At 42.7% G+C, this 23,975-nt stretch carries 21 protein-coding genes; 11 read left to right on the top strand and 10 right to left on the bottom strand.

What is annotated here, in order from left to right; all coding sequences use genetic code 11:
* The first annotated feature begins 155 nt into the window (after positions 1–155).
* From IQ209_RS00235 to rluB, 3 genes are all read left to right on the top strand, one after another.
* Positions 156–1,028: a PHP domain-containing protein gene (locus IQ209_RS00235; protein WP_193847879.1), complete on the top strand. Its 873-nt coding sequence runs from the start codon at positions 156–158 to the stop codon at positions 1,026–1,028.
* Between the two features lie 19 nt (positions 1,029–1,047).
* Entirely contained in the window at positions 1,048–1,668 is a 621-nt protein-coding gene (locus IQ209_RS00240; protein ID WP_193847881.1) for an L-threonylcarbamoyladenylate synthase, read from the top strand.
* 81 nt (positions 1,669–1,749) lie between these two features.
* The gene (gene rluB / locus IQ209_RS00245) at positions 1,750–2,673 is read left to right on the top strand and encodes a 23S rRNA pseudouridine(2605) synthase RluB (RefSeq protein ID WP_193847883.1); all 924 of its coding nucleotides are present in this window, start codon (positions 1,750–1,752) and stop codon (positions 2,671–2,673) included.
* A gap of 66 nt (positions 2,674–2,739) precedes the next feature.
* Here rluB and cobO read toward each other — a convergent pair whose 3' ends face one another.
* Positions 2,740–3,336 (bottom strand): cob(I)yrinic acid a,c-diamide adenosyltransferase, encoded by a 597-nt coding sequence (gene cobO / locus IQ209_RS00250; RefSeq protein WP_193847885.1) that lies wholly within the window; start codon positions 3,334–3,336, stop codon positions 2,740–2,742.
* Positions 3,336–4,100 (bottom strand): YciK family oxidoreductase, encoded by a 765-nt coding sequence (locus IQ209_RS00255; RefSeq protein WP_193847887.1) that lies wholly within the window; start codon positions 4,098–4,100, stop codon positions 3,336–3,338. The genes cobO and IQ209_RS00255 overlap by 1 nt, the downstream gene beginning before the upstream one ends.
* A gap of 240 nt (positions 4,101–4,340) precedes the next feature.
* Here IQ209_RS00255 and sohB point away from each other — a divergent pair, with 240 nt between their 5' ends.
* The 3 genes from sohB (at position 4,341) to cysB (ending at position 9,867) form a co-directional block, all read left to right on the top strand.
* Positions 4,341–5,387, top strand: coding sequence for a protease SohB (sohB, locus tag IQ209_RS00260; protein ID WP_193847889.1), 1,047 nt, complete (start codon positions 4,341–4,343; stop codon positions 5,385–5,387).
* A 545-nt stretch (positions 5,388–5,932) separates the two neighbouring features.
* Positions 5,933–8,530, top strand: coding sequence for a type I DNA topoisomerase (gene topA, locus IQ209_RS00265; RefSeq protein WP_193847891.1), 2,598 nt, complete (start codon positions 5,933–5,935; stop codon positions 8,528–8,530).
* Positions 8,531–8,892: 362 nt separating this feature from the next.
* Positions 8,893–9,867, top strand: a complete 975-nt coding sequence (gene cysB / locus IQ209_RS00270) for an HTH-type transcriptional regulator CysB (protein ID WP_193847893.1) — start codon at positions 8,893–8,895, stop codon at positions 9,865–9,867.
* A 98-nt stretch (positions 9,868–9,965) separates the two neighbouring features.
* On the opposite strand, the gene IQ209_RS00275 is transcribed toward cysB, so the two are convergent.
* Positions 9,966–10,805: a hypothetical protein gene (locus tag IQ209_RS00275; RefSeq protein WP_193847895.1), complete on the bottom strand. Its 840-nt coding sequence runs from the start codon at positions 10,803–10,805 to the stop codon at positions 9,966–9,968.
* A 294-nt stretch (positions 10,806–11,099) separates the two neighbouring features.
* Between IQ209_RS00275 and acnA the strand changes: the two genes are divergently transcribed.
* On the top strand, positions 11,100–13,790 hold the full coding sequence (gene acnA, locus IQ209_RS00280; protein WP_228005632.1) for an aconitate hydratase AcnA: 2,691 nt from the start codon (positions 11,100–11,102) through the stop codon (positions 13,788–13,790).
* 89 nt (positions 13,791–13,879) lie between these two features.
* On the opposite strand, the gene ribA is transcribed toward acnA, so the two are convergent.
* Complete coding sequence (ribA, locus tag IQ209_RS00285; RefSeq protein WP_193848481.1) at positions 13,880–14,476, bottom strand: GTP cyclohydrolase II; 597 nt, start codon at positions 14,474–14,476, stop codon at positions 13,880–13,882.
* A 371-nt stretch (positions 14,477–14,847) separates the two neighbouring features.
* On the opposite strand from ribA, the gene IQ209_RS00290 reads away from it, so the two are divergent.
* The 4 genes from IQ209_RS00290 (at position 14,848) to yciH (ending at position 17,480) form a co-directional block, all read left to right on the top strand.
* Entirely contained in the window at positions 14,848–15,162 is a 315-nt protein-coding gene (locus tag IQ209_RS00290; RefSeq protein WP_099132399.1) for a LapA family protein, read from the top strand.
* A 6-nt stretch (positions 15,163–15,168) separates the two neighbouring features.
* Positions 15,169–16,338 carry a lipopolysaccharide assembly protein LapB gene (lapB, locus tag IQ209_RS00295; protein ID WP_193847897.1) on the top strand — a complete coding sequence of 390 codons (1,170 nt, stop codon included), beginning with the start codon at positions 15,169–15,171 and terminating at the stop codon, positions 16,336–16,338.
* An 82-nt stretch (positions 16,339–16,420) separates the two neighbouring features.
* Positions 16,421–17,161 carry an orotidine-5'-phosphate decarboxylase gene (gene pyrF, locus IQ209_RS00300; protein WP_193847899.1) on the top strand — a complete coding sequence of 247 codons (741 nt, stop codon included), beginning with the start codon at positions 16,421–16,423 and terminating at the stop codon, positions 17,159–17,161.
* Entirely contained in the window at positions 17,154–17,480 is a 327-nt protein-coding gene (yciH, locus tag IQ209_RS00305; protein WP_193847901.1) for a stress response translation initiation inhibitor YciH, read from the top strand. Before pyrF ends, yciH begins: the two co-directional genes overlap by 8 nt.
* A gap of 48 nt (positions 17,481–17,528) precedes the next feature.
* Here the strand turns inward: yciH and bla are convergent, their stop codons facing one another.
* The 6 genes from bla to rsxD form a co-directional block, all read right to left on the bottom strand.
* Entirely contained in the window at positions 17,529–18,470 is a 942-nt protein-coding gene (bla, locus tag IQ209_RS00310; protein ID WP_193847903.1) for a class A beta-lactamase, read from the bottom strand.
* A gap of 96 nt (positions 18,471–18,566) precedes the next feature.
* Complete coding sequence (locus IQ209_RS00315; RefSeq protein WP_193847905.1) at positions 18,567–20,504, bottom strand: exoribonuclease II; 1,938 nt, start codon at positions 20,502–20,504, stop codon at positions 18,567–18,569.
* 385 nt (positions 20,505–20,889) lie between these two features.
* Positions 20,890–21,522 carry an endonuclease III gene (gene nth / locus IQ209_RS00320; protein WP_193847907.1) on the bottom strand — a complete coding sequence of 211 codons (633 nt, stop codon included), beginning with the start codon at positions 21,520–21,522 and terminating at the stop codon, positions 20,890–20,892.
* A gap of 15 nt (positions 21,523–21,537) precedes the next feature.
* Entirely contained in the window at positions 21,538–22,242 is a 705-nt protein-coding gene (locus IQ209_RS00325) for an electron transport complex subunit E (protein WP_193847909.1), read from the bottom strand.
* 2 nt (positions 22,243–22,244) lie between these two features.
* Positions 22,245–22,871, bottom strand: coding sequence for an electron transport complex subunit RsxG (gene rsxG, locus IQ209_RS00330; RefSeq protein WP_193847911.1), 627 nt, complete (start codon positions 22,869–22,871; stop codon positions 22,245–22,247).
* A 16-nt stretch (positions 22,872–22,887) separates the two neighbouring features.
* Positions 22,888–23,967, bottom strand: a complete 1,080-nt coding sequence (rsxD, locus tag IQ209_RS00335; protein ID WP_193847913.1) for an electron transport complex subunit RsxD — start codon at positions 23,965–23,967, stop codon at positions 22,888–22,890.
* Positions 23,968–23,975 lie beyond the last annotated feature (8 nt).

The following is a 23,975-nucleotide window of genomic DNA, read 5'->3' on the forward strand; positions in this document are numbered from 1 at the left end:
ATAAAGAGTGTTTCAGTTAACCCATGTACTAGTAAACTGGTTCGTTGTTTGCTTGTCAATGATTTTTTTTACTCTTGTGTTATCATTATCGCTTTGCGCTTTATATCACTTAATCGATAGTGCCTTTTCCCCACCCGAAAAGCAGGTAAAAAACAATGACTGAAGTCGCCAGTGAAATGACAAAACGCTATGATCTGCATAGCCATACGACTGCTTCAGATGGCGTTTTGTCACCTGAGCAGCTCGTGAACAGAGCTATTGCTATGGGTATTGATGTACTGGCAATCACCGATCATGATACGACGGAGGGTGTTCCGTCGGCTTTAAACCACATTCAGCAAAATAATTTGCCATTAACGTTGATATCCGGCGTAGAAATTTCGACATTATGGCAAAATCTGGAAATTCATATCGTTGGTTTAAATATTGATATCAACTCTATTTCCTTAAGGAAATTTTTAGCGCATCAGGTTGATTTAAGACAACAGCGTGGTATTGAAATGGGGCAACGGTTGGCTAAAGCAGGTATTGCCGATGCCTGGGAAGGTGCATCCAGATTAGCCAACGGTGGGCAAGTCACTCGCGGCCATTTTGCCCGTTATTTGGTAGAAGCGGGAGTTGTACCGACTATCCCGAAAGTGTTCAAAAAATATCTGGTAAAGGGAAAAATCGGTTATGTCCCACCGCAATGGTGTACAATTGAGCTGGCTATTGAAACCATTCACCAGGCAGGGGGACAGGCTGTGATTGCCCATCCCGGCAGGTATAACTTGTCGACGAAATGGTTAAAACGGTTAATAGTTTGGTTTAAACAATATGGTGGTGATGCAATGGAAGTAGCACAGTGCCAGCAAGCCCCTAATGAAAGACAACAACTTGGTCAACTGGCAAGAGAATATGGGTTGAAAGTATCATTAGGATCGGATTTTCACCAACCTTGTTCATGGATAGAACTTGGGCGCAATTTGTGGTTACCCGGTGATGTTGTACCGATATGGCACGACTGGTCACGGCATGGTGCTGCATAGAAGTATAGAGGTTATATTTATGAGCCAGTTTTTTTATATCCACCCTGATAATCCACAAACCCGCCTTATTGACCAAAGTGTGGATGCACTGAAAAAGGGCGGGGTTGTCATCTATCCTACTGATTCAGGTTACGCCATTGGTTGTTGCCTTGAAAATAAGGATGCTATGACGCGTATATGCCGTATTCGCCAATTGGAAGGACGCCACAATTTTACGTTGATGTGTCGTGATTTGTCTGAAATTGCCACTTATGCCCATGTAGATAATCAGGCGTTCAGGTTGATCAAAAATAACACGCCAGGCCATTACACTTTTATTTTACAGGCGACAAAAGAAGTACCACGTCGCTTGATGAACGAAAAACGCAAGACCATTGGCCTGCGTGTTCCTTCTAATCCTATTGCGTTGGCATTGCTGGAAGGAATGAGTGAACCATTAATGTCATGTAGCTTGATTTTGCCCGGAAATGATTTTGCCGAATCTGATCCTGAAGAGATTAAGGATACTTTGGGTAAACAAGTTGATTTAATCATTCACGGTGGTTATCTTGGGCAGCAACCGACGACGGTAGTAGATTTGACGGGGGATTCACCCGTAATTCTTCGTGAAGGCGAAGGTGATGTAACACCTTTTTTATAAAGTGTACGATTTTCTTAAAGTATACAATTCAATTTTATTTAGTATCACGACGCCTGTGAAGGCGACAATAGAGGTTGCTCAATGAGCGATAAAACAGAAAAGTTACAAAAAGTTCTCGCGCGTTCTGGTCATGGTTCCCGTCGCGAAATTGAGGGGTATATCCAACAAGGGCGCATTAGCGTTGATGGTAAGATCGCAACGTTGGGTGATCGAATCGAAGTTAATTCCGCAATAAAAATTCGTCTGGATGGACGGATCTTAAATATCAAAGAGCCACAGAAAACAGTTTGCCGGGTTTTGGCTTATTATAAACCGGAAGGTGAATTGTGTACCCGCCATGATCCTGAAGGCCGTCCGACTGTGTTTGATCGTCTGCCAAAAATGCAAGGCGCACGCTGGATTGCGGTAGGGCGTTTGGATATCAATACCAGCGGGTTGTTGTTGTTTACTACTGATGGGGAATTGGCTAACCGTTTAATGCACCCAAGCCGCGAAGTTGAACGTGAATATGCAGTCCGTGTGTTCGGTGAAGTCGATAACGCAAAACTCCGTCAATTGACACAAGGTGTACAACTGGAAGATGGCCCGGCTTCATTTAAGACCATTGCGTTTAAAGGTGGAGAAGGGATCAACCAATGGTACAACGTGACTCTGACAGAAGGCCGTAATCGCGAAGTCAGACGCTTATGGGAAGCCGTTGGTGTGCAAGTCAGCCGCCTGATCCGTGTGCGTTATGGCGATATTAATCTGCCGAAAGGGTTGCCGCGAGGTGGCTGGACTGAGTTGGGGTTGGAACAGACTAACTATTTACGTCAGTTGGTTGACTTGGATGAAGAGAATGTGACCAAAGTCGCTGTTGGACGTGATCAACGCCGCCTCAAAGCTAATCAGATCCGCCGTGCGGTAAGACGACATACTCAGGTTGCATCCCGTCCGGCAGGAAAACGTCCTGCAAGCAGTTCTCGTCAGAATGCAGGGAAGAAGACGACACCTAAAGGTCGTTAATACGTTTAAGCCGCTGTTTCAGCTCATATCAACATTTATCTGGACGATTTGAAACAGCGGATCCATTTACCAATCAATACCTTTCTGTGCCTTGATGCCGGCATTAAACGCATGTTTTGCCGGACGCATTTCCGTAATCGTATCGGCATATTCCAGTAATTCTCGATGGCATCCTCTGCCAGTGATAATCACACTTTGATGGGCAGGGCGCTGTTTAAGGGCAGTCAGAACATCGGTGAGTTCTAAGTAACCATAATTAACCATATAGGTTAATTCATCCAGCACGACAAGGTGTAATGAAGGATCAGATAGCATTGCCACAGCCTGTTTCCAGGCCGTTTGGCAGGCTGCTGTGTCTGATTCGCGATTTTGAGTCTCCCATGTGAAACCTGTTGCCATCACATGAAATTCAACACCTTGCTGTATCAACAAGTTTCTTTCACCGCTTTCCCATGTCCCTTTGATGAATTGGATAACACCAGCACGTTGTCCATGCCCGATTGCACGAGTCACTGTGCCAAATGCAGCGGTCGTTTTTCCTTTACCGTTTCCAGTGAATACAATGACAATTCCCCGTTCTTGTTGTGCTGCTTCAATACGGGCATCGATTTTTTCTTTCAGGCGTTGTTGCCTTTTCTGGTGCTGGCTGTTATCTCTGGTCATTATTCGGCAGGTCCCGCTTTGCGTCCGGGTTGAGCATCAAAACTGATGCCGGAATCATTTCGGCTGTCATCTCCCATTATATAAAGATAGACGGGCATAATATCCGTGGGTGTTTTTAACTTAGCGGAATTTTCGTCAGGAAAAGCGCTTGCTCGCATGTTAGTACGTGTTCCGCCAGGATTGATGCAGTTGATACGCAGGGATGTATCCCGATATTCTTGTGCCAAAACCTGCATTAGGCCTTCTGTAGCAAATTTGGAAACAGCATAGGCTCCCCAACCACTTCTACCTTCACGGCCGACACTGGAGCTAGTAAACACTAAAGAGCCGCTGGAGGATTTTAATAATAGAGGGATCAATGCCTGAGTCAGCATAAAAGTGGCATTAACATTCACCTGCATCACTTCATGCCAAAGCTGAACGGGTTGTTCAATAATAGGGGAAACAGCGCCAAGAAGCCCTGCGTTGTGCAAGGCTCCATCCAAACGTGAATAGCGCTGTGTCAGATCATTGGCGAAAGTTTGGCATTCTTCGGCGGTCACTGTCAGCAGATCCATCGTATAAATGTCAGCAGGTAAACCGCCCTCGTTTATAATTTGCTGCCTGACTGCTGCCAGTTTCGCGGTAGTACGTCCCAGTAAAATAACCTGTGCACCGTAACGGGCATAGGTTAGTGCGGCTTCGCGTCCAATGCCATCGCCAGCACCAGTTACGAGAATAATTTTTTGTTGCAGTAGATGACTATTGGGTTGGTAATCAAACATCGAACAATCTTCCTGTATTGCTTGTGAATCTATGACTAGCCATTTCAGAATGGCACATACAGGTTATCATCAGAACAAAACTTAAGGTTCCCGTCAAATTTGCCTGCATGGGTGAAAAATGGGTGAAAAGTGTAACTTCAATTGAGATAGGGTTAAGTAAACTGTTAGGGCAAGGCATTCGGTTTTTAGTTAGAATGAAACAAATATATTGTTCATTATAAAATTAATAAAGGTGGATCTGTGGAATATTTGTCTCTATACGGATTGTTCTTAGCCAAAATGCTTACGGTGGTCTTGGCAATCGCTATTCTGACGGTCATTTGTATCGGATTAGGTGTACGTAAGACAATGCACAAAGGGGAGTTAAAGCTGACCAATCTTGGTGAGTCATATAAGGAAAGACAACGTCAGATGCAGCAGGCGCGAATGAGTGAAGCAGAACAAAAAATTTGGCAAAAAGAATTAAAAAAACAGCAGAAAAGTGATGCTAAGCAGAAAAAAGCGGAAGCCAAAACGGGTCAGAAAGGCATACAGAAGCCGAATCTTTATGTTTTGGACTTTAAAGGCAGTATGGATGCCCGTGAGGTGGAGTCACTGCGCGAAGAGATCAGTGCGGTACTGGCTGTGGCTGGCAAAAAAGATGAAGTTTTGCTGCGACTGGAAAGTCCTGGTGGCGTGGTTCATGGATATGGACTGGCCGCTTCTCAATTGGTTCGTTTGCGGCAGAAAGGGATACGTCTGACAATTGCCGTGGATAAAGTCGCTGCAAGTGGTGGATATATGATGGCTTGTGTGGCTGATCGCATTATTGCTGCACCGTTTGCTATTATCGGTTCTATTGGCGTTGTGGCTCAATTACCCAATATTCATAGGCTATTGAAGAAAAATGATATTGATGTTGAATTGCATACTGCGGGTGAATATAAACGTACCCTGACTGTTCTGGGAGAAAATACTGAACAGGGACGCAAGAAATTTCAGGAAGATTTGAACGAAACGCATAAATTATTCAAATCATTTATCCATCAATATCGTCCCTCTTTGGATGTGGAAAACGTAGCCACTGGTGAGTATTGGTACGGTACACAAGCAAAAGAGAATGGGTTGATTGATGATGTGGGTGTCAGTGATGATTTTCTGATTGAAAAGATTGAACATTGTGACGTAATCGGCGTCAATTATTATCGCCGCAAACGTGCCATAGACCGTTTTATGGGGAGTGCGATGGAGAACGTTGACAAATTGTTTATGCGTTGGTGGCAAAGGGGAGAAAAGCCTTTATTGTAACATTGTAACGGAAAATCAGTTACCCAAAACTATCGCAGATATTATGCGGGTAAATAAAAGAGATTTATATATCCTTTATTTCCCGCATGATTATTAACCAACCGGGGATGATACTCCGTCCTCTTTGTTCCGCGCGCTCTGCTTACATACCTTGTATAAAATCTTCGTGTGTCTTAATGATTTAATTTACTTTTTTCAATAACTGTTCTTGCTTAATAGGCATGGTTTTAGTTTTCATTTATTGTGCTCCTTCAAAAAATAAGTTGTTGCGCATCGTTTTTTATCAGGTAGAGTGTGGGCTTTTCGTCATGCAGATGGAAGATTTTGTTTACAACTGTTAAAACATACAATTGCATGGTTTGTGTAGGTATATAAAATACCCTAAATATTTCAAAGGGTTTTGCGCTTAAGCAAAAGTACAAGATAAAAATTAGTTGATATCTTGCAGATCTATCGCAATATAAAAAGAGGTTTTATTTTATATATCGCAACATAACGCCGTGATTTTCGCCATCTGAAAAGAAGATAATTAGGTAAAGGTAACTATGGCTAAAGCTCTTGTTATAGTGGAGTCCCCGGCAAAAGCCAAAACAATCAATAAATATCTGGGGAATGACTACGTTGTAAAATCCAGTGTAGGTCATATTCGTGATTTGCCGACGAGTGGAACAGTGAGTCAAAAGAGCTCAAGCTCATCTACCGATAAGAATAAAAAGAAAGCAAAAAAAGATGAGAAAACGGCGCTGATAATCCGTATGGGCGTCGATCCTTATCATGGTTGGGAAGCGAACTATCAAATTTTGCCAGGTAAAGAAAAAGTTGTTTCAGAGCTGAAAACGCTGGCTGAAAAAGCTGATCATATCTATCTTGCAACAGACCTTGACCGCGAAGGGGAGGCTATTGCATGGCACTTGCGAGAAGTGATTGGTGGAGATGAATCCCGTTTCAGCCGGGTTGTATTCAATGAAATTACCAAAAATGCAATCACACAGGCTTTTGATAATCCCGGTGAATTGAATCTTGACCGTGTGAATGCCCAGCAAGCGCGCCGTTTCATGGATCGCGTTGTAGGTTACATGGTTTCACCGCTACTGTGGAAAAAAGTTGCCAGAGGGTTATCCGCTGGGCGGGTGCAATCTGTCGCAGTTCGTCTTGTGGTTGAGCGGGAACGTGAAATTAAGGCATTTGTGCCGGAAGAATATTGGCAACTGCACGCGGATTTAATGGCTAAGGGTAATATCTCTCTCCATATGGAAGTTACCCATGAGAAGGGAAAACCATTTAAACCCGTAAATGCGCAACAAACGCAATCAGCAGTATCTTTGCTTGAAAAAGCGAGATACAAAGTGATTGAGCGTGAAGATCGTCCAACATCGAGTAAGCCAGGTGCACCATTCATTACCTCAACCTTGCAACAGGCGGCAAGTACACGGCTTGGGTTTGGGGTTAAAAAAACTATGATGATGGCGCAACGCTTATATGAAGCTGGGTATATCACTTATATGCGTACCGATTCAACTAACTTGAGTCAGGATGCGTTGGAAATGGTTCGTGGTTATATCAGTAACCATTTTGGTGATAAATACTTGCCGAAAAGTGTCAATGTTTACAGCAGCAAGGAAAACTCTCAGGAAGCCCATGAAGCAATTCGACCTTCTGATGTTAATGTCATGGCAGAAGAATTGAAAGATATGGAAACTGATGCACAAAAATTGTATCAGCTGATCTGGCGTCAATTCATTGCTTGTCAGATGACGCCTGCGAAATATGATTCCACGACACTGACCGTTCAAGCTGGTGATTTTGAGTTACGTGCCAAAGGCCGTACCTTGCGTTTTGATGGTTGGACAAAAGTAATGCCGATTTTGCGCAAAGGAGATGAAGATAATACTTTGCCGATCGTGGAAGTGGGCACAGAGCTTGATTTGCAACAGTTGATACCAAGCCAGCACTTTACAAAACCACCCGCGCGTTTCAGTGAAGCGTCCTTGGTCAAGGAGTTGGAAAAACGCGGGATTGGTCGTCCATCGACTTATGCATCAATTATTTCAACCATTCAAGAGCGTGGTTATGTTTGCGTTGAAAATCGGCGGTTCTATGCAGAAAAAATGGGTGAAATTGTCAATGACCGTTTGGAAGAAAATTTCAACGAATTGATGAACTACGATTTTACGGCAAGAATGGAAGACCAGCTCGATCATGTAGCCAACAATGAAGCCAATTGGAAAGGCGTTTTGGACGAATTTTTCTCCAATTTCAGTGATCAGCTTGATGTTGCCAGTAAAGAACCAGATGAAGGTGGAATGCGCCCGAACCCGATGGTGATTACCTCGATTGAGTGCCCGACTTGTAGCCGTCCAATGGGAATTCGTACTGCGACAACAGGGGTATTTCTTGGCTGTTCTGGTTACGCGTTGTCACCTAAAGAGCGATGCAAGCAGACGATTAACCTTATCCCGGAAAATGAAATCCTAAATGTCCTGGAAGGGGATGATGCTGAAACCAATGCATTGCGTGCTCGTCGACGCTGTAAAAATTGTGGTACAGCAATGGACAGTTATTTGATTGATAACCAGCGTAAATTGCACGTATGCGGTAATAACCCGGAGTGTGATGGTTATGAAGTTGAGGAAGGTGAATTCCGCATTAAGGGTTATGACGGTCCGATAGTTGAGTGTGATAAGTGCGGTTCAGAAATGCACCTGAAAATGGGGCGTTTTGGTAAGTACATGGGTTGTACAAACGAAGGGTGTAAAAATACCCGTAAAATTTTGCGTAATGGGGAAGTGGCGCCACCGAAAGAAGATCCGGTTCCGTTACCTGAACTGACATGTGAAAAATCGGATGCCTACTTTGTTCTGCGTGATGGTGCAGCAGGGGTATTTTTAGCCGCCAACACCTTTCCTAAATCTCGCGAAACGCGAGCACCATTGGTTGAAGAGCTTGTTCGGTTCAAAGAGCGCTTGCCGGAAAAATTGTGTTATTTAGCGCAAGCGCCTGTAGCTGATCCTGAAGGGAATAAAACAGTTGTTCGTTTTAGCCGTAAAACTAAACAGCAGTACGTTTCTTCAGAGAAAAATGGCAAGGCAACCGGATGGACCGCATTTTTTGTTGAAGGGGCTTGGGTTGTGAAAGAAAAGTAATCGATCTTTAAGATAACTTTGTGCATTATATCTTCATTTATTGGGGTATAATTCATAGAAATATATTTAGAGAGATATTTCTTATTTTGTGGGAAATGTAACTTTTCTTTCTAAAAAGCCAGTTCTATGGACTGGCTTTTTTTGTATTTCAACAAAATTAAAACACAATATATCTGCAACAGGTGCTTGATAATAGTTACTCAACCTAATTATTTGTTATATAAATATATAGCAAGTGTTATAGTGGTTATATTTTCACAAATATATATTCTATATAGTTATAAATGAGTAACTATTAGCAATATAGAAATTGGTTAAACTACAAAACGTTCATACATTTGATTATTAGGGACAGTGCTGATATGAAATTACAGCAATTGCGTTATATTGTAGAGGTGGTTAACCACAATCTAAATGTATCTTCTACAGCAGAAGGGTTGTATACCTCTCAACCGGGGATCAGCAAACAAGTCAGGATGCTCGAAGATGAGCTGGGGATTCAGATATTTGCTCGTAGTGGTAAACATTTGACGCACGTGACTCCGGCTGGTGAAGAAATTGTCCGTATTTCACGTGAGGTTCTGTCAAAAATTGATTCAATTCGTTCTGTTGCCAGTGAACACACCTATCCCGATCGTGGTTCTTTATATATAGCGACCACCCATACACAAGCAAGATATGCTTTACCTCCTGTTATTAAGGGCTTTATTGAACGTTATCCCAATGTATCACTGCATATGCATCAAGGTTCTCCAACGCAAATAGCGGAAGAGGTATGCAAAGGAAATAGTGATTTTGCGATAGCAACAGAAGCGCTGCATCTCTATAGCGATCTGATTATGCTGCCTTGTTATCACTGGAACCGTTCTATTGTGGTGACGAAAGATCACCCTCTTGCGAGTAGACAGAATGTGACGATTGAAGAACTGGCTGCATATCCGATTGTAACCTATACGTTTGGTTTTACTGGGCGCTCTGAGTTGGATGTTGCTTTTGATCGGGTTGGTTTGAAACCTAAAATCGTATTTACAGCAACAGATGCTGATGTGATTAAGACTTATGTGCGGTTAGGGCTAGGAGTTGGTGTGATTGCCAGTATGGCCGTAGAACCCGTTAAGGACGGTGATTTAGTACGTATTGATATGCGTGATCAATTCGGTTACAGCACTACCAAGATCGGCTTTCGACGCAGTAGTTTTCTGCGCAGTTATATGTATGATTTTATTTGGCGTTTCGCGCCACATTTGACGCGTGATGTCGTGGATAAAGCCATTGCATTACGCTCCAATGAAGAAATCGAAGAAATGTTCAAAGATATCGAACTGCCGATAGTGTAAGAAGATATTTAATATCAGAAAAATAGATATAAAGAAGATAGATGTGTCAAGAAGATTAAACCACCTCCAAACAGCAGGCAGGTGGTTGATCTTTTATTTTATGTCCCTTTTGGGATCATGGTCTTAAATTCACCACTGAAAAAATTGTCAGAATTTTCGATTGAAGATTTTTGATTTTTGAGAATGAAATTATCGAAAGCTATTTTAACTCCGTGATTTTCTAATGCTTGGTAATTAAATAAGCAAATACAAGAGGAGTAAGTAAATTTAACATTGATATTCTCACTAGAAGCACAGTTTGACGTCACTTCTGAGTTGGTTCTGTCAAAATCTATTTTATAGAGTTTTATTTTAGGGACATACATGACCCGATCTTCAACGCCAATTGCTTCAATAACACTGGCTAATGTGAGGGTGGAATAATGATCTCCATTCCGTTTTAAGCCCAGCCTTATAGCATCACCTTGTTTTTGCAAAAAATCGGAAAAGCTTTTCAGGCTTGGAGAGTTTGCATTTAAAATAATATCTATGATGAGTTGGAGTAAATTTGTTGCAATAGAAACTCCTTTCATTTCATGCTGATAAGTTTGACTTTCGACATTCATGATACTCATCAATGGCAGTTTTGCCATGATATCTCCCCAAAATTGAATGTCAGTCTTATATTCTTTGCCATGAGTATTGGTATATTTGGCGATATAATCGGCGGCTATTGAAGAAAGGGCGATCTGTATTTTTTTGATTTTATTCATTTTCTGTATGATATTGCCTTTGTCAACAATATTTGCAGTAATAATAAATTGGACCAGGCCGTCTGTATCATTGAGCTGATAATCTGAGAAGGAAAATTTATCTCTAATGCCAGCCGAAAAAAACTGATCGGCTTGTTGTATGTGGCTTACGTAATGTTGGTATTCTTTATTTTTTTCTGTATCCATAATTTTACCTCCAATCTCTAATAAACGTATTGAGTACCCTGAATATACCTTTATTTTTCAAGTTGCAATTTAAATCTATTAGCCAGAAATGCGTAGAAACTTTAGAGTCAATTCAATCAAACTCTTACGGTGTGAATAAAACATATCCACTTTGGCGGTGTCATCATTAAAATTTATCAATAAATGAGAATTTACAGCTAGTTAGCAAAATGTGTGGTAACGGAATAACAAATAGTTGCTTATATGTTATGTTTAATGGTAACTGACCATCAATAATAAGAAAGGAGAGGAGTTATGTCGTTTAAATTGAAAACGGACTGTGCTTCAACGCTCTCGATTGGAAGCAAATCCACTGGCAGTAAAACCTATCACTATTACAGTTTACCTCTGTTATCTGAACAAATTGGCAATATATCCCGCCTGCCAAAGTCACTGAAAGTTCTGCTCGAAAATCTCTTGCGCAATGTTGATGGTGAATCAGTTGTGGAAGATGATTTGCAGGCGCTGGTGGAATGGCAAAAAACCGGTCATGCAGACCGCGAAATTGCTTATCGCCCCGCCCGCGTACTTATGCAGGATTTTACAGGTGTGCCAGCTGTCGTTGATCTTGCTGCAATGCGGGAAGCTGTGTTGAGACTTGGTGGAAATGTAGAGAAGGTTAATCCGCTATCCCCTGTTGATTTGGTTATCGATCACTCGGTGATGGTTGATAAATTTGGCACTGAACAGGCATTTTCAGAAAACGTTCAGATAGAGATGGCACGTAACTATGAACGTTATCTGTTCTTGCGTTGGGGACAGAAAGCTTTTAATCGTTTCCGCGTTGTCCCTCCCGGAACGGGGATTTGCCATCAGGTTAATCTTGAATATCTGGGTAAAGCCGTTTGGTATGAGAATCAGGATGGTAAGGATTTTGCTTATCCTGATACGCTGGTCGGAACGGATTCTCACACAACCATGATTAATGGATTGGGCGTTCTGGGATGGGGCGTAGGGGGAATTGAAGCCGAGGCGGCGATGCTGGGGCAGCCAGTTTCCATGCTGATCCCAGATGTTGTTGGCTTTAAACTGACCGGAAAATTGCAAGAAGGGATCACAGCAACTGACCTTGTACTGACTGTGACACAAATGCTGCGTAAACATGGTGTTGTGGGTAAATTTGTTGAATTTTATGGCGATGGATTATCTGATTTACCGCTGGCAGATCGGGCAACTATTGCCAATATGTCCCCTGAATATGGTGCGACTTGTGGTTTCTTTCCTGTTGATGACATTACATTAGACTATATGCGTTTAACGGGGCGCCATGAAGAAGAAATTGCTTTGGTTGAAGCTTATTGCAAAATTCAGGGCTTATGGCGTAATACGGGGGATGAGCCTATTTTTACCAGCACCCTAGCGTTGGACATGTCGACAGTTGAAGCAAGTTTAGCTGGGCCGAAACGTCCTCAAGATCGGGTTGCATTGGGAAATGTACCACAGGCTTTTCAGTCTGCCACTGAATTGGATATCCATAAAACACAAGAGCACTCATCAGCGGTATCAGTGACTTTAGGTAACCAAACTTTTGCATTACAAGATGGTGCCGTGGTGATTGCTGCCATTACCTCTTGCACAAACACCTCTAACCCCAGCGTATTGATGACGGCGGGATTACTTGCCAAAAAAGCAGTTGAGAAAGGCTTACAGTGTCAACCGTGGGTTAAAACTTCACTGGCACCTGGTTCGAAAGTCGTGACAAGTTATCTGGAATTAGCAGGTTTCATGCCATATCTGGAAAAATTGGGTTTTAACTTGGTGGGATATGGCTGTACTACCTGTATTGGCAATTCCGGGCCATTGCCTGATCCGATTGAAGCTGCAATCAAGCAATCTGATCTAACCGTTGGGGCGGTGCTTTCCGGTAACCGAAATTTTGAAGGGCGCATTCATCCCTTAGTGAAAACGAACTGGTTGGCGTCACCGCCGCTGGTGGTGGCTTATGCGCTTTCTGGCAGTATGAAAAAGGATCTGACGCGAGAACCTATCGGAAAAGATCAACAAGGCAATGATGTTTACTTGAAGGATATCTGGCCTGATAGTACAGAAGTTGCAGAAGCAATTGGAAAAGTCAGAACCGAAATGTTCCATAAAGAATACGATTCGGTGTTTGATGGTGATAAAAGTTGGCGATCCCTGAGTGTCGAAAGTTCAGTGACTTATGCTTGGCAGCCGGATTCCACCTATATACGACATCCTCCTTTCTTCAGTGATATGACGGCTGAACCTAAACCGATTACAGACATACATCAGGCTCACATTTTGGCGATTTTAGGGGATTCAGTTACGACGGATCACATTTCCCCCGCGGGCAACATTAAGGCTGACAGTCCTGCCGGACGTTATTTGCAAGAACATGGTGTTGCACCAAAAGATTTTAATTCGTATGGCTCAAGACGTGGCAATCATGAGGTTATGATGCGAGGAACGTTTGCTAACATTCGTATTCGTAATGAGATGGTATCAGGGGTTGAAGGAGGTTATACCCGGCATATTCCTTCACAATCCCAACTTGCCATTTATGATGCAGCTATGCGTTATCAGGAGGAAAAAATACCATTAGCCGTTATTGCGGGGAAAGAATATGGTTCAGGATCAAGCCGTGACTGGGCTGCAAAAGGGACAAGATTGCTAGGGGTCAGGGTTGTGATTGCAGAATCTTTCGAACGCATTCACCGCTCTAACTTGATTGGTATGGGTGTCTTGCCATTGGAATTTCCTCAAGGCGTTAGCCGCAAGAGCTTAAACCTGACGGGAGAGGAGCGGATTGATATTACAGGATTATCTAACATTCAACCTGGGCAGACAATTGCAGTGAAAGTTACCTATGCCAATGGACAGGAAATTGTGATTGATACCCGTTGCCGCATTGATACGGGAACAGAACTGTCTTACTTCTATCATGATGGTATTTTGCATTATGTGATTCGTAATATGCTGAAATGATAAAAAACTGAAAAATCACATTTAGAAATAAAAACTGCGCCCACACCGACGCAGTTTTTTATATTTTACAGAAAGTAATTAGAGAACTTTTAGCTTGATTTGGACAGCAAATGGCCCATTCGGTTGGCTTTGGTATCCAAATAGTGAGCATTTTGGGAATTACGTCCTACGATCAATGGAACACGTTCGGTGATATTAATACCGGCTTCTATCATGATTTCAACTTTTTTAGGGTTGTTAGTAAGAAGACGAATTGTATTAATATTTAAAATCTTATACATATCTGAACACAGGGTGAAATCTCTTTCATCGGCAGCAAAACCTAATTGATGGTTGGCTTCAACAGTATCAATACCTTGATCCTGTAAAGCATAGGCACGAATTTTATTCAGCAGGCCAATATTACGGCCTTCCTGGCGGTGATAGAGCAAAACACCTCGACCTTCCTGACTAATTTGCGAAAGTGCGGCTTCTAATTGAAAACCACAGTCGCATCTTAGGCTGAATAAAGCATCTCCAGTGAGGCATTCTGAGTGGATGCGCGATAATACAGGATCATCACCAGAAATATCGCCGAAAACAAGAGCGACATGATCGCGGCCTGTTTTGATTTCTTCAAATCCAATCATTAAAAACTCGCCCCATGGTGTAGGTAATTTTGCTTCAGCTACTCGTTTTAGCTGTATTTTTGTATTCATATGTTGATTTAACTCGTTATAAATATTGCGATATCAGAACAATACCGGTTGAGAAATCAGCTAACACTACGCAAAAATTTTCTCTGATTACAACGCATGCACGCCGGCGCATTGTAACAGAAATTATTAATACGCAAGAATATAAAGCGTCGGGTCCTTTAATGATAAATATATTAACATGCTAAACTATAGGCAGATTTTTGCAGATGTATTTATTACAAGAAGAGGGAAATCAGCGTTTATTGCAATAAATTGCTTCCTTTACGTAGACGTGTGTAGACGAGAAATGCTAATTTAACACGCCACTATGTCTGTTATTTGGCATAACCAATCAGCAACGAGAGATAACAGGAAGAAATGTGAAATATTTTCTGATCTTATTACTGGCACTGGTTGTTTTTGTTATCTCAGTGACGCTGGGAGCAAATAATAATCAGATAGTGACGTTTAATTATTTGATTGCTAAGGGTGATTACTCTGTATCCACATTGCTGGCTGCGTTGTTTGCTGTTGGCTTTATCCTAGGTTGGGGAGTTTGTGGTTTTTTTTACCTGCGCGCCTGTGTTTCTTTGCGACATGCGAAACGCAAAATCAAGCGACTGGAAACTCAAGTGGAACAACCCTCTGAATCATCCAAAAAAGTCGTCTCTACCGTAGCATTAAACAAGGAATAATTCTCTATGTTAGAGCTGTTGTTTCTGTTGCTTCCCATTGCTGCCGCTTATGGCTGGTATATGGGGCGCAGAAGTGCTCAACAAGATAAACAACAATCGGCTGACCGCCTTTCGCGTGAATATGTTGATGGTGTTAACTTTTTGCTCTCCAATCAGCAAGATAAGGCGGTAGATTTATTTCTTGATATGCTGAAAGAAGATAGCCCGGCATTTGAGGCTCACCTAACATTGGGAAATCTCTTCCGTTCCCGTGGTGAAGTTGAAAGAGCCATCCGTATTCACCAGTCCCTGATGGAAAGTGCTTCCCTGACATTTGAACAACGTTTGCTTGCGATCCAGCAACTTGGGCAAGATTATATGGCTGCTGGAGTCTATGATCGTGCAGAGAACATGTTCGTTCAGTTAGTTGACGAAACAGACTTCCGTGAAAATGCCTTTAATTCCTTGCTAACCATCTACCAGTCAACCAGTGATTGGAATAAAGCCATTGATATCGCTGAAAAACTCGTAAAATTGGGTAAACACCATTTTCGGGAAGAAATTGCCCATTTTTACTGTGAGTTGGCTCTGCAATGTATGGGCAGTGATGATTTTACTGCTGCGATCGGCTATTTGAATAAAGCGGCTCAAGCAGACAAAAATTGTGCCCGTACTTCTATTATGTTTGGTCGTATTTATATGGCGCAGGGAGAATATCTTAAAGCGACCAATGCGTTGAAACGCATTCTTGAGCAGGATAAACAATTAGTCAGTGAATCTTTGCCAATGCTGCAAGAATGTTACCAACATTTGTCTCAACCGGACGAGTGGCAAGCTTTTGTACAGCGCTGTGTAGAAGAAAATTGTGGTGCGGTCGCTGAACTTCATATGGCCGATATTCTTGAAAAGAAAGAAGGGCGTGAAGTTGCTCAAAATTTTATTAACCGTCAGTTAGAACGCCATCCAACAATGAGATTATTTTACCGTCTGATGGATTACCATATGACGGAAGCGGAAGAAGGGCGAGCGAAAGAAAGCCTGATTCTTTTGCGTAATATGGTCGGTGAGCAAATCCGCACAAAACCGGATTATCGATGCCATAAATGTGGCTTTACTTCCCGTTCGTTATATTGGCATTGTCCATCATGTCGTTCTTGGGACTCTATTAAACCGATCCGAGGGTTGGATGGTCAGTGACACTGTCACTATTATACTGCTACTCCTTAGTAATTAAAGTTTATAAAAATTCAATTTAATTAGTAAATCAAAGGGCCTAAAAATGATCTCCCACACAGTTCAAACTTTAGATAAACAGATTGACTCGCCTGTTATTGTTGCACTGGATTATGACAATCAGGATGCAGCGCTGGCATTTGTCGACAAGATTGATCCACAATCCTGTCGTCTGAAAGTAGGCAAGGAGATGTTTACACTGTATGGCCCGCAATTTGTTCAGGCGCTGCATCAGCGTGGTTTTGATGTGTTTTTGGATCTTAAATTTCACGACATCCCCAATACAACGGCAAGGGCGGTTGCTGCTGCCGCAGAATTAGGTGTGTGGATGGTTAATGTTCATGCAAGTGGTGGTGCGAGAATGATGACAGCAGCTAAAGAAGCGTTGCTGCCTTACGGTAAGGATGCGCCTTTGTTGATTGCGGTGACTGTGCTGACCAGTATGGAACAATCTGATTTATCGGGCACAGGTATTGATATGACTCCAGCGCAACATGCGGAGCGTTTGGCATTTTTGACAAAACAGTGTGGTTTAGATGGCGTAGTTTGTTCAGCCCATGAAGCACAGCAATTGAAATCTGTATGTGGACAAGCCTTCCAACTTGTTACTCCAGGTATTCGCCCTGAAGGTACAGAAGCGGGAGATCAGCGCCGGATTATGACACCTCCTCAGGCGGTTCAGGCTGGGGTGGATTATATGGTGATCGGGCGTCCAATTACCCGCGCAGAAAATCCGGCATTAGCACTCCAACAGATTAATCAATCTCTTGGAGTTGTTCATGGATAATAACTCTCGCCTGGTTTATTCGACAGATGGTGGCCGCATTCAGCAGGAGGAAAAAGTAAAGCCTTCTCGTCCGAAAGGTGATGGTATTGTACGGATCCAGCGCCAGAGTAGTGGCCGTAAAGGGAAAGGGGTTTGTGTGATTACGGGCATAGATACTGATGACCAAACTTTGGCTAAGCTGGCAGCTGAATTGAAGAAAAAATGTGGCTGCGGGGGTTCTGTCAAAGAGGGTGAAATTGAAATTCAGGGCGATAAACGCGACTTGCTGAAGCAATTGCTGGAAGCAAAAGGCATGAAAGTAAAACTGGCTGGAGGCTAAGCTTCTACAAGCTATGCAGCCAATAAACCGCATAGCTTGTTAATTGAACTAATTAATACGTGTCACGATACGGGCAGCCGCTGCTAATACATCAGGGCGGGCACTGGCTTCTTTGTTATTTGGCTGAGTAAAATAGGTAACCAAAACTAACGGTGCACGATTGGATACTGGCCAAATGACCGCGATATCATTTGTTGTACCATAATCGCAGCGACCGGTTTTATCTCCTACAACCCAATCCTTGGGTACTCCCGCACGAATGCTGGTACCGCCAGTTGTATTGCCTTTTATCCACTCAGTTAATTGTTCACGTTGTGTTGTGGCCAGGGCATTGCCCAACACTAAATTATATAAACTTTTTGCCATAGCTTGAGGTGTGGAAGTATCACGTTCATCACCTGGAATTACGGTATTTAATTCAGGTTCATAGCGTTCGAGGCGAAAAGAATTGTCACCGATAGTACGGGCAAAGCGTGTCACTTCATTAGGGCCATTCAATTGGTTAAGAAGCAAATTCATAGCCGTATTATCGCTATATTGCAGTGTTGCTGCGCTCAACTCTCCTAAGGTCATACCCTCTTTGAGATGTTTTTCCGTAATTGGGCTATATTCAACAAGATCTGCTTGTTGATAGCGAACTCGTTGATTTAATAGGTGAGCATTTGTTTCGCTTTTTTGCAGAATAGCGGATACCGCCATCAGCTTACTGGTACTGCATAGAGGAAAACGCTCGTTTGCACGGTAAGAGATGATGGAATAATCAGCCGTGTCTATTAATACCACGCCAAGCTGGCCATTAGCATTTTTTTCCAATATAGAAAGTTGGTGGATGATCTTATTTGTCTTTGGATTTATTGTAGATGGTGTTTCATTCGGGTAATAAATTTGATTGTTATGAGCAGTGGAACTAGCTGGAAAAGTGAATAATACACCAAGTAACGAAGCGAGGGCGGTTGCGAAACCTATTCGGTTTACCGAAGAAAATAGCATGTGGAAGTCCTCATAGGGATGATCTTATTGTTATTACAAAACTGCCGCCATAAATGGCGGCAGAGTTATTTTACAGGAATTACTTGTAAGATGTGTCTAGACAGGACGTGCCACAATATTGCGGGTTTCCATTCTGACCTCTTCAATACGGACATTGATGATGTCATTCAGGCGGTGAACCGTTTCACCCTTAATCAACACTGAGCCTGTTTCTTGACTGCATTGAAGTTCATCACGAACAGCATGCAAAAATGGCCCAGGAACGAAAGCGATAGCACCATTATCTGCCAGTCGCACCCGTAGGCCACCACGGGTGATATCGATAATTTCTGCTGGGAATATTTTATCTGTGCCAGCATGAGGCTGCAAGAAACGAGCATAGAGCCAATCACCAACATCACGCTCGGCCATGCGGTTAGCTCGGCGACGCTCTGTCAATCGCAGGCAAAAATCTTCAGTGGGTTTTTCTATCTCCACTTGTTGGATAATTGCTTTCAACAAACGGTGGTTGATAATATCGCTGTATTTACGGATAGGGGATGTCCAGGTCGCGTAAGCATCAAATCCTAAACCAAAGTGTGGGCCTGGTTCTGTTTTGATTTCTGCAAATGTTTGGAAACGGCGGATGCGACTGTCCAGGAATTGGGTGGGTTGTTTATCCAGTTCACGGCGCAATTCGCAGAACCCTTCCAGATTCAGTAATGCTTCGGCATTAGCTTCAATGCCGTTTTCCTTGAGAACTTCAACAACCTGCTCAATCTGGGTAGGTTCAAAGCCGGTGTGGACGTTATAAATCCCAAAGCCTAACTTATCACGCAGAATTTTAGCTGCACATAAGTTTGCTGCGATCATGGCTTCTTCAACAATACGGTTAGCTGTACGGCGCTGTTCAATTACGATATCAACAACATAGCCGTTTTCATCAAGGATAAATCGATAATCCGGACGTTCCTTGAAAACCAGGGCGTTTTGTAGACGCCAGTTATTGCGACGTTCACACATTTCTTTCAGAAGGGTAATCTGGCTCATGACGGCGTCTGAACTTGGTTTCCAACCTTCCTTGCCTTCTAAGTAGTCTGAAACTTCGTCATAAACCAGTTTAAATTTAGATTCAACCCATGCAGAGAAGAATTGAATATCATCGCCCAACTGACCATTTTCGAGAATAGAAACCTGACAAACCAGGGCAGGGCGGCGCACGTTAGGGCGCAGGGAACAGAGATCATCAGATAGCTCACGAGGGAGCATTGGAATATTGAAACCTGGCAGGTAATTGGTGAAACTGCGCTGGTAGGCAATTTTATCCAGTTCGCTACCCGCTTTGATATAAGCCGTGGGATCGGCAATTGCGATAGAAAGTTTCAGGCTGCCGTCATCATTTTTGGTGATGTGCAGGGCATCATCCATATCTTCGGTTGTTGCACTGTCAATAGTGACAAAATCAAGCACGGTCAGATCGATGCGTTCGATAGAACTATCATCCAACGGGCAATCCGTCATTGCTGGCGCTTCACGTTCCAGTTCGTGGCGAGTTAATGTTACCCACCATGGTGCGTAGTGGTCATCACCTTGCGTAATATAGCCAGTAATTTCGGCATGAAAACCGCGATCACCTTTCAGAGGATGCCGGCGCATTTCAGCTACGGCCCAATCGCCGTTTTCAAAGGTATGGTCAACGTGGTTTGCAGGGCGGCAAGGGATAGTGTCTTTTAATAATGGGTGATCAGGAATAATCCATAGTCGGTTGTCATTTTCTTTCTTATGGACCTTTCCTACAAAACGGGTCAGGAAGGGTTCAATCAGAGACTCCGGTTCGGCAATTTCTTTCTCTTTGTCTGTGTGGATAGCGGCGGTAATCCGATCTCCGTGCATGACTTTTTTCATGTGGGGAGGTGGAATGAAATAACTTTTTTGGCCGTCGACTTCTAAAAATCCAAAACCTTTCTCAGTTCCTTTGACTAAACCTTCTACACGCAGGGTCTGGGCGTGAAGTTGCTGTTTTAGCTGCGCAAGCAGCGGATTATTTTGAAACATAATATCTGGGAAATATAGAGTTATTATCGATAATTTTGGACAACAGTTTTACGCGAATCGAGAGTATGGAGCAAGTAACATCTTATCAAAACAGGAAAAACTGTGGTGTAAGACTAAAAATAGGCCATTTTACCGAAATGGGGAATGCCATTTTTTATTTCTCCGCTGATACGACAGTATTATTAGTCCTAATCCGTATTAGGTAATGTTTTAAACAGAAATACTTAGTTACAACATACTTATCTAAATCTCAACAACACAACCATAAAACTCAAATTACAAATCTCAATAGAGGAAAAAATAATAACGATAATGATATGATTTTCTCAGTCTGCCTCCTGTAAGAATTAAAGGAGACAGACTAATGAAGATTCAGGATTTTTAATTATTCGGTTTTATCCGTATATTCACAAAGATCCTCAATAATACAAGAACCACAGCGCGGCTTACGGGCAATGCAAGTATAGCGACCATGCAGAATCAGCCAATGATGACAATCAACCTTGAATTCTGCTGGCACAACTTTCAATAAGTGCTTCTCGACTTCATCGACATTCTTCCCTGGGGCAAATTGAGTTCGATTGCTGACGCGAAAAATATGCGTATCAACGGCAATAGTTGGCCAACCAAAAGCCGTATTTAACACAACGTTAGCCGTTTTTCGACCGACGCCTGGCAATGCTTCCAGTGCCGCACGATCTTCCGGTACTTCTCCCTGGTGTTTTTCCAACAATATCCGGCAAGTTTTAATCACGTTTTCAGCTTTAGTGTTATATAACCCAATAGTTTTTATATACGCCTTTAAACCATCAACGCCCAAATCAAGGATCGCCTGCGGTGTATTAGCAACGGGATATAGTTTTGCCGTTGCCTTATTCACGCTGACATCTGTAGCCTGTGCAGATAACAATACAGAAATGAGTAACTCAAATGGAGAGTTGAATACCAGCTCAGTAGTTGGGTGTGGATTGTTATCCCGTAAACGGGTAAGTATCTCAATCCGTTTTTGTTGATTCATATCTGGTTGCTCTCTTTAGCCTCTTGTGATATGGCTTCCACAGCCTTTTTCTACGTTATACTGCCGTTCTTTATGTTCTGCCCGATTTTTGATGCGTTCATCGATGATATATTTTCCTGCCAACATCAGACCTAATCCGATAAAAGCACCTGGTGGCAGGATGGCAAGCAAGAAAGGGGAGTCCAGATGGATGATTTCAATACGCAGTGATTTAGCCCAGTTACCCAGCAATAGATCGGCACCATCAAAAATAGTTCCGTTCCCCAAAATCTCTCGCATGGAACCCAATACAAATAAGGCGAAAGTTGCTCCCAGCCCCATTGAAAGGCCATCAATCGTTGAATGGTAGATCGAATTCTTTGATGCGTAGGCTTCAGCACGGCCTATCACAATACAGTTAGTCACAATCAGAGGAATAAAAATACCCAATGATTCGTAGAGTCCGAAAGCAAAAGCATTGATTAACATCTGGACGGTACTGACGACAGACGCGATGATCATCACATAAATTGGGATACGAATTTCATGGGGGACCCAGCGACGTAATGCTGACACGGCCATATTAGTACTCACTAAAACCAGTGTTGTCGCTAATCCTAATCCCAGAGCGTTGGTTGCCGTGGAGGAAACGGCTAATAAAGGACAAAGCCCTAAAAGCTGTACCAATGCGGAGTTATTTTTCCATAGTCCCTGAATAAATAGATTCTTAGTTTCATTCATGTTTATTTCTCTTCGCAAGTTGGCAGGGAAGAAAGTTGTGTCGGCACTGTTTTCAGATAAAGAGTGGTCCGTTTAACAGCATTGACAACAGCACGAGGAGTAATGGTTGCACCGGTAAATTGGTCAAACTCTCCACCGTCTTTTTTGACCGCCCAATTGTGATCATCCTTTGACATAATTTTTTTGCCGGAGAAAGCATAGATCCAATTGGAAATTCTGGTCTCAATTTTGTCTCCCAAGCCGGGTGTTTCATGGTGTTCAGTGACACGGACCCCCAGTACACTACCAGAAAAATCAGCGCCAACCAGTAATTGAATTGCACCTGAATAGCCATCAGGGGCCGTACTTTCTAACGCAGCGGCGACCGGAACGCCTTTTTTACGGGCAAGGTAAAGGCGGTGAGGCTGTTCATTACCTAATGCCTTGTTTGCCACTAGATAACATTCATTTTGCAGATCATTGTCATATAAAGCAGGGGGAACAACTTGATCCAGCAATATCTTATGCTGCAAAGCTGCCTGTTCGGCGATCCGATCCTTTGTTAATGAATAAACAATAGCTGTTAACCCTGTCGTACAAGCCGCGAAAATTGCGAGGGTAATACCGTGACGACGCATAGTTTCTAACATAGTATTCTCCCTTTTCCTATTTATGGCCGTAAGCACGAGGCTGGGTGTAATGGTCAATAAGTGGTACACATATGTTTGCCAGTAATACCGCAAATGCAACAGCATCAGGATAACCACCATAAACACGAATTATCCAAATAAGCCCACCAATAATGGCTCCGTAAATCAAGCGACCTTTTGGTGTTGTTGCTGCGCTAACGGGATCAGTCGCAATAAAAAATGCACCTAACATGGTGGCACCGGAAAAGAGTTGCAATAAAGGCGGTGAATAACGAGTAGGCTCAAAGCACCAACTAATCAATGCACAAATACCCAATGACAAAATAAATGCAGTTGGGATTTGCCAGTTAATGATTTTTCGGTTAAGCATAATCAGGCCGCCAACCAAATAAGCAACGTTAACCCATTGCCAGCCAATGCCTGCTAAAACGCCTTGTAATATAGGCTGTTGCAATACTTCATCAATATTGTGAGTCAACCTGCCAGTTTTGAAACTGTCCAGTGGTGTTGCTTGACTCAATCCATCAATACCTTGTTGCAGTTGTAACAAAGTCGAGCCATCTGGCGTATGTCCTGTGAAAATGACCACCAAGCTATCCCATGGCGTTAAAGTGAATGTCTGTAAAGATTCCGGGGGCATCCAACTGGTCATTTGTACAGGGAATGAGATCAACAGAACGACATAACCAATCATGGCAGGGTTAAACGGATTTTGCCCAAGTCCGCCATACAGATGTTTAGCAATAATGACAGCAAAAAATGTACCGAGCACGATTAGCCACCATGGTGCTAATGGAGGCAGGCTAATACCTAAAAGCAATCCTGTCACTAAAACAGAGTTATCTTTGAGATAAGGAAGTATTAGTTGTTTTTTCAATGCGATAGCAGCAGATTCAGCTAACAATGCGGTAATAACAGCTAACAAAATCTGGAACAATGTTCCAGAGCCAAAGAAATAGGTCTGGACAGCAATACCGGGTATGGCCGCTAAAACTACCCAAAGCATGATCTGACTAGTGCTTTTTTGGTTGTGTGTAAAAGGTGAACTTGCGACTTTTAGTTGGTTGTTGTCAGTTTTTACTGGCCTAAATTTCATCGATAAAT

The sequence above is a fragment of the Xenorhabdus sp. BG5 genome (genome assembly GCF_015163665.1).
Lineage (GTDB): Bacteria > Pseudomonadota > Gammaproteobacteria > Enterobacterales > Enterobacteriaceae > Xenorhabdus.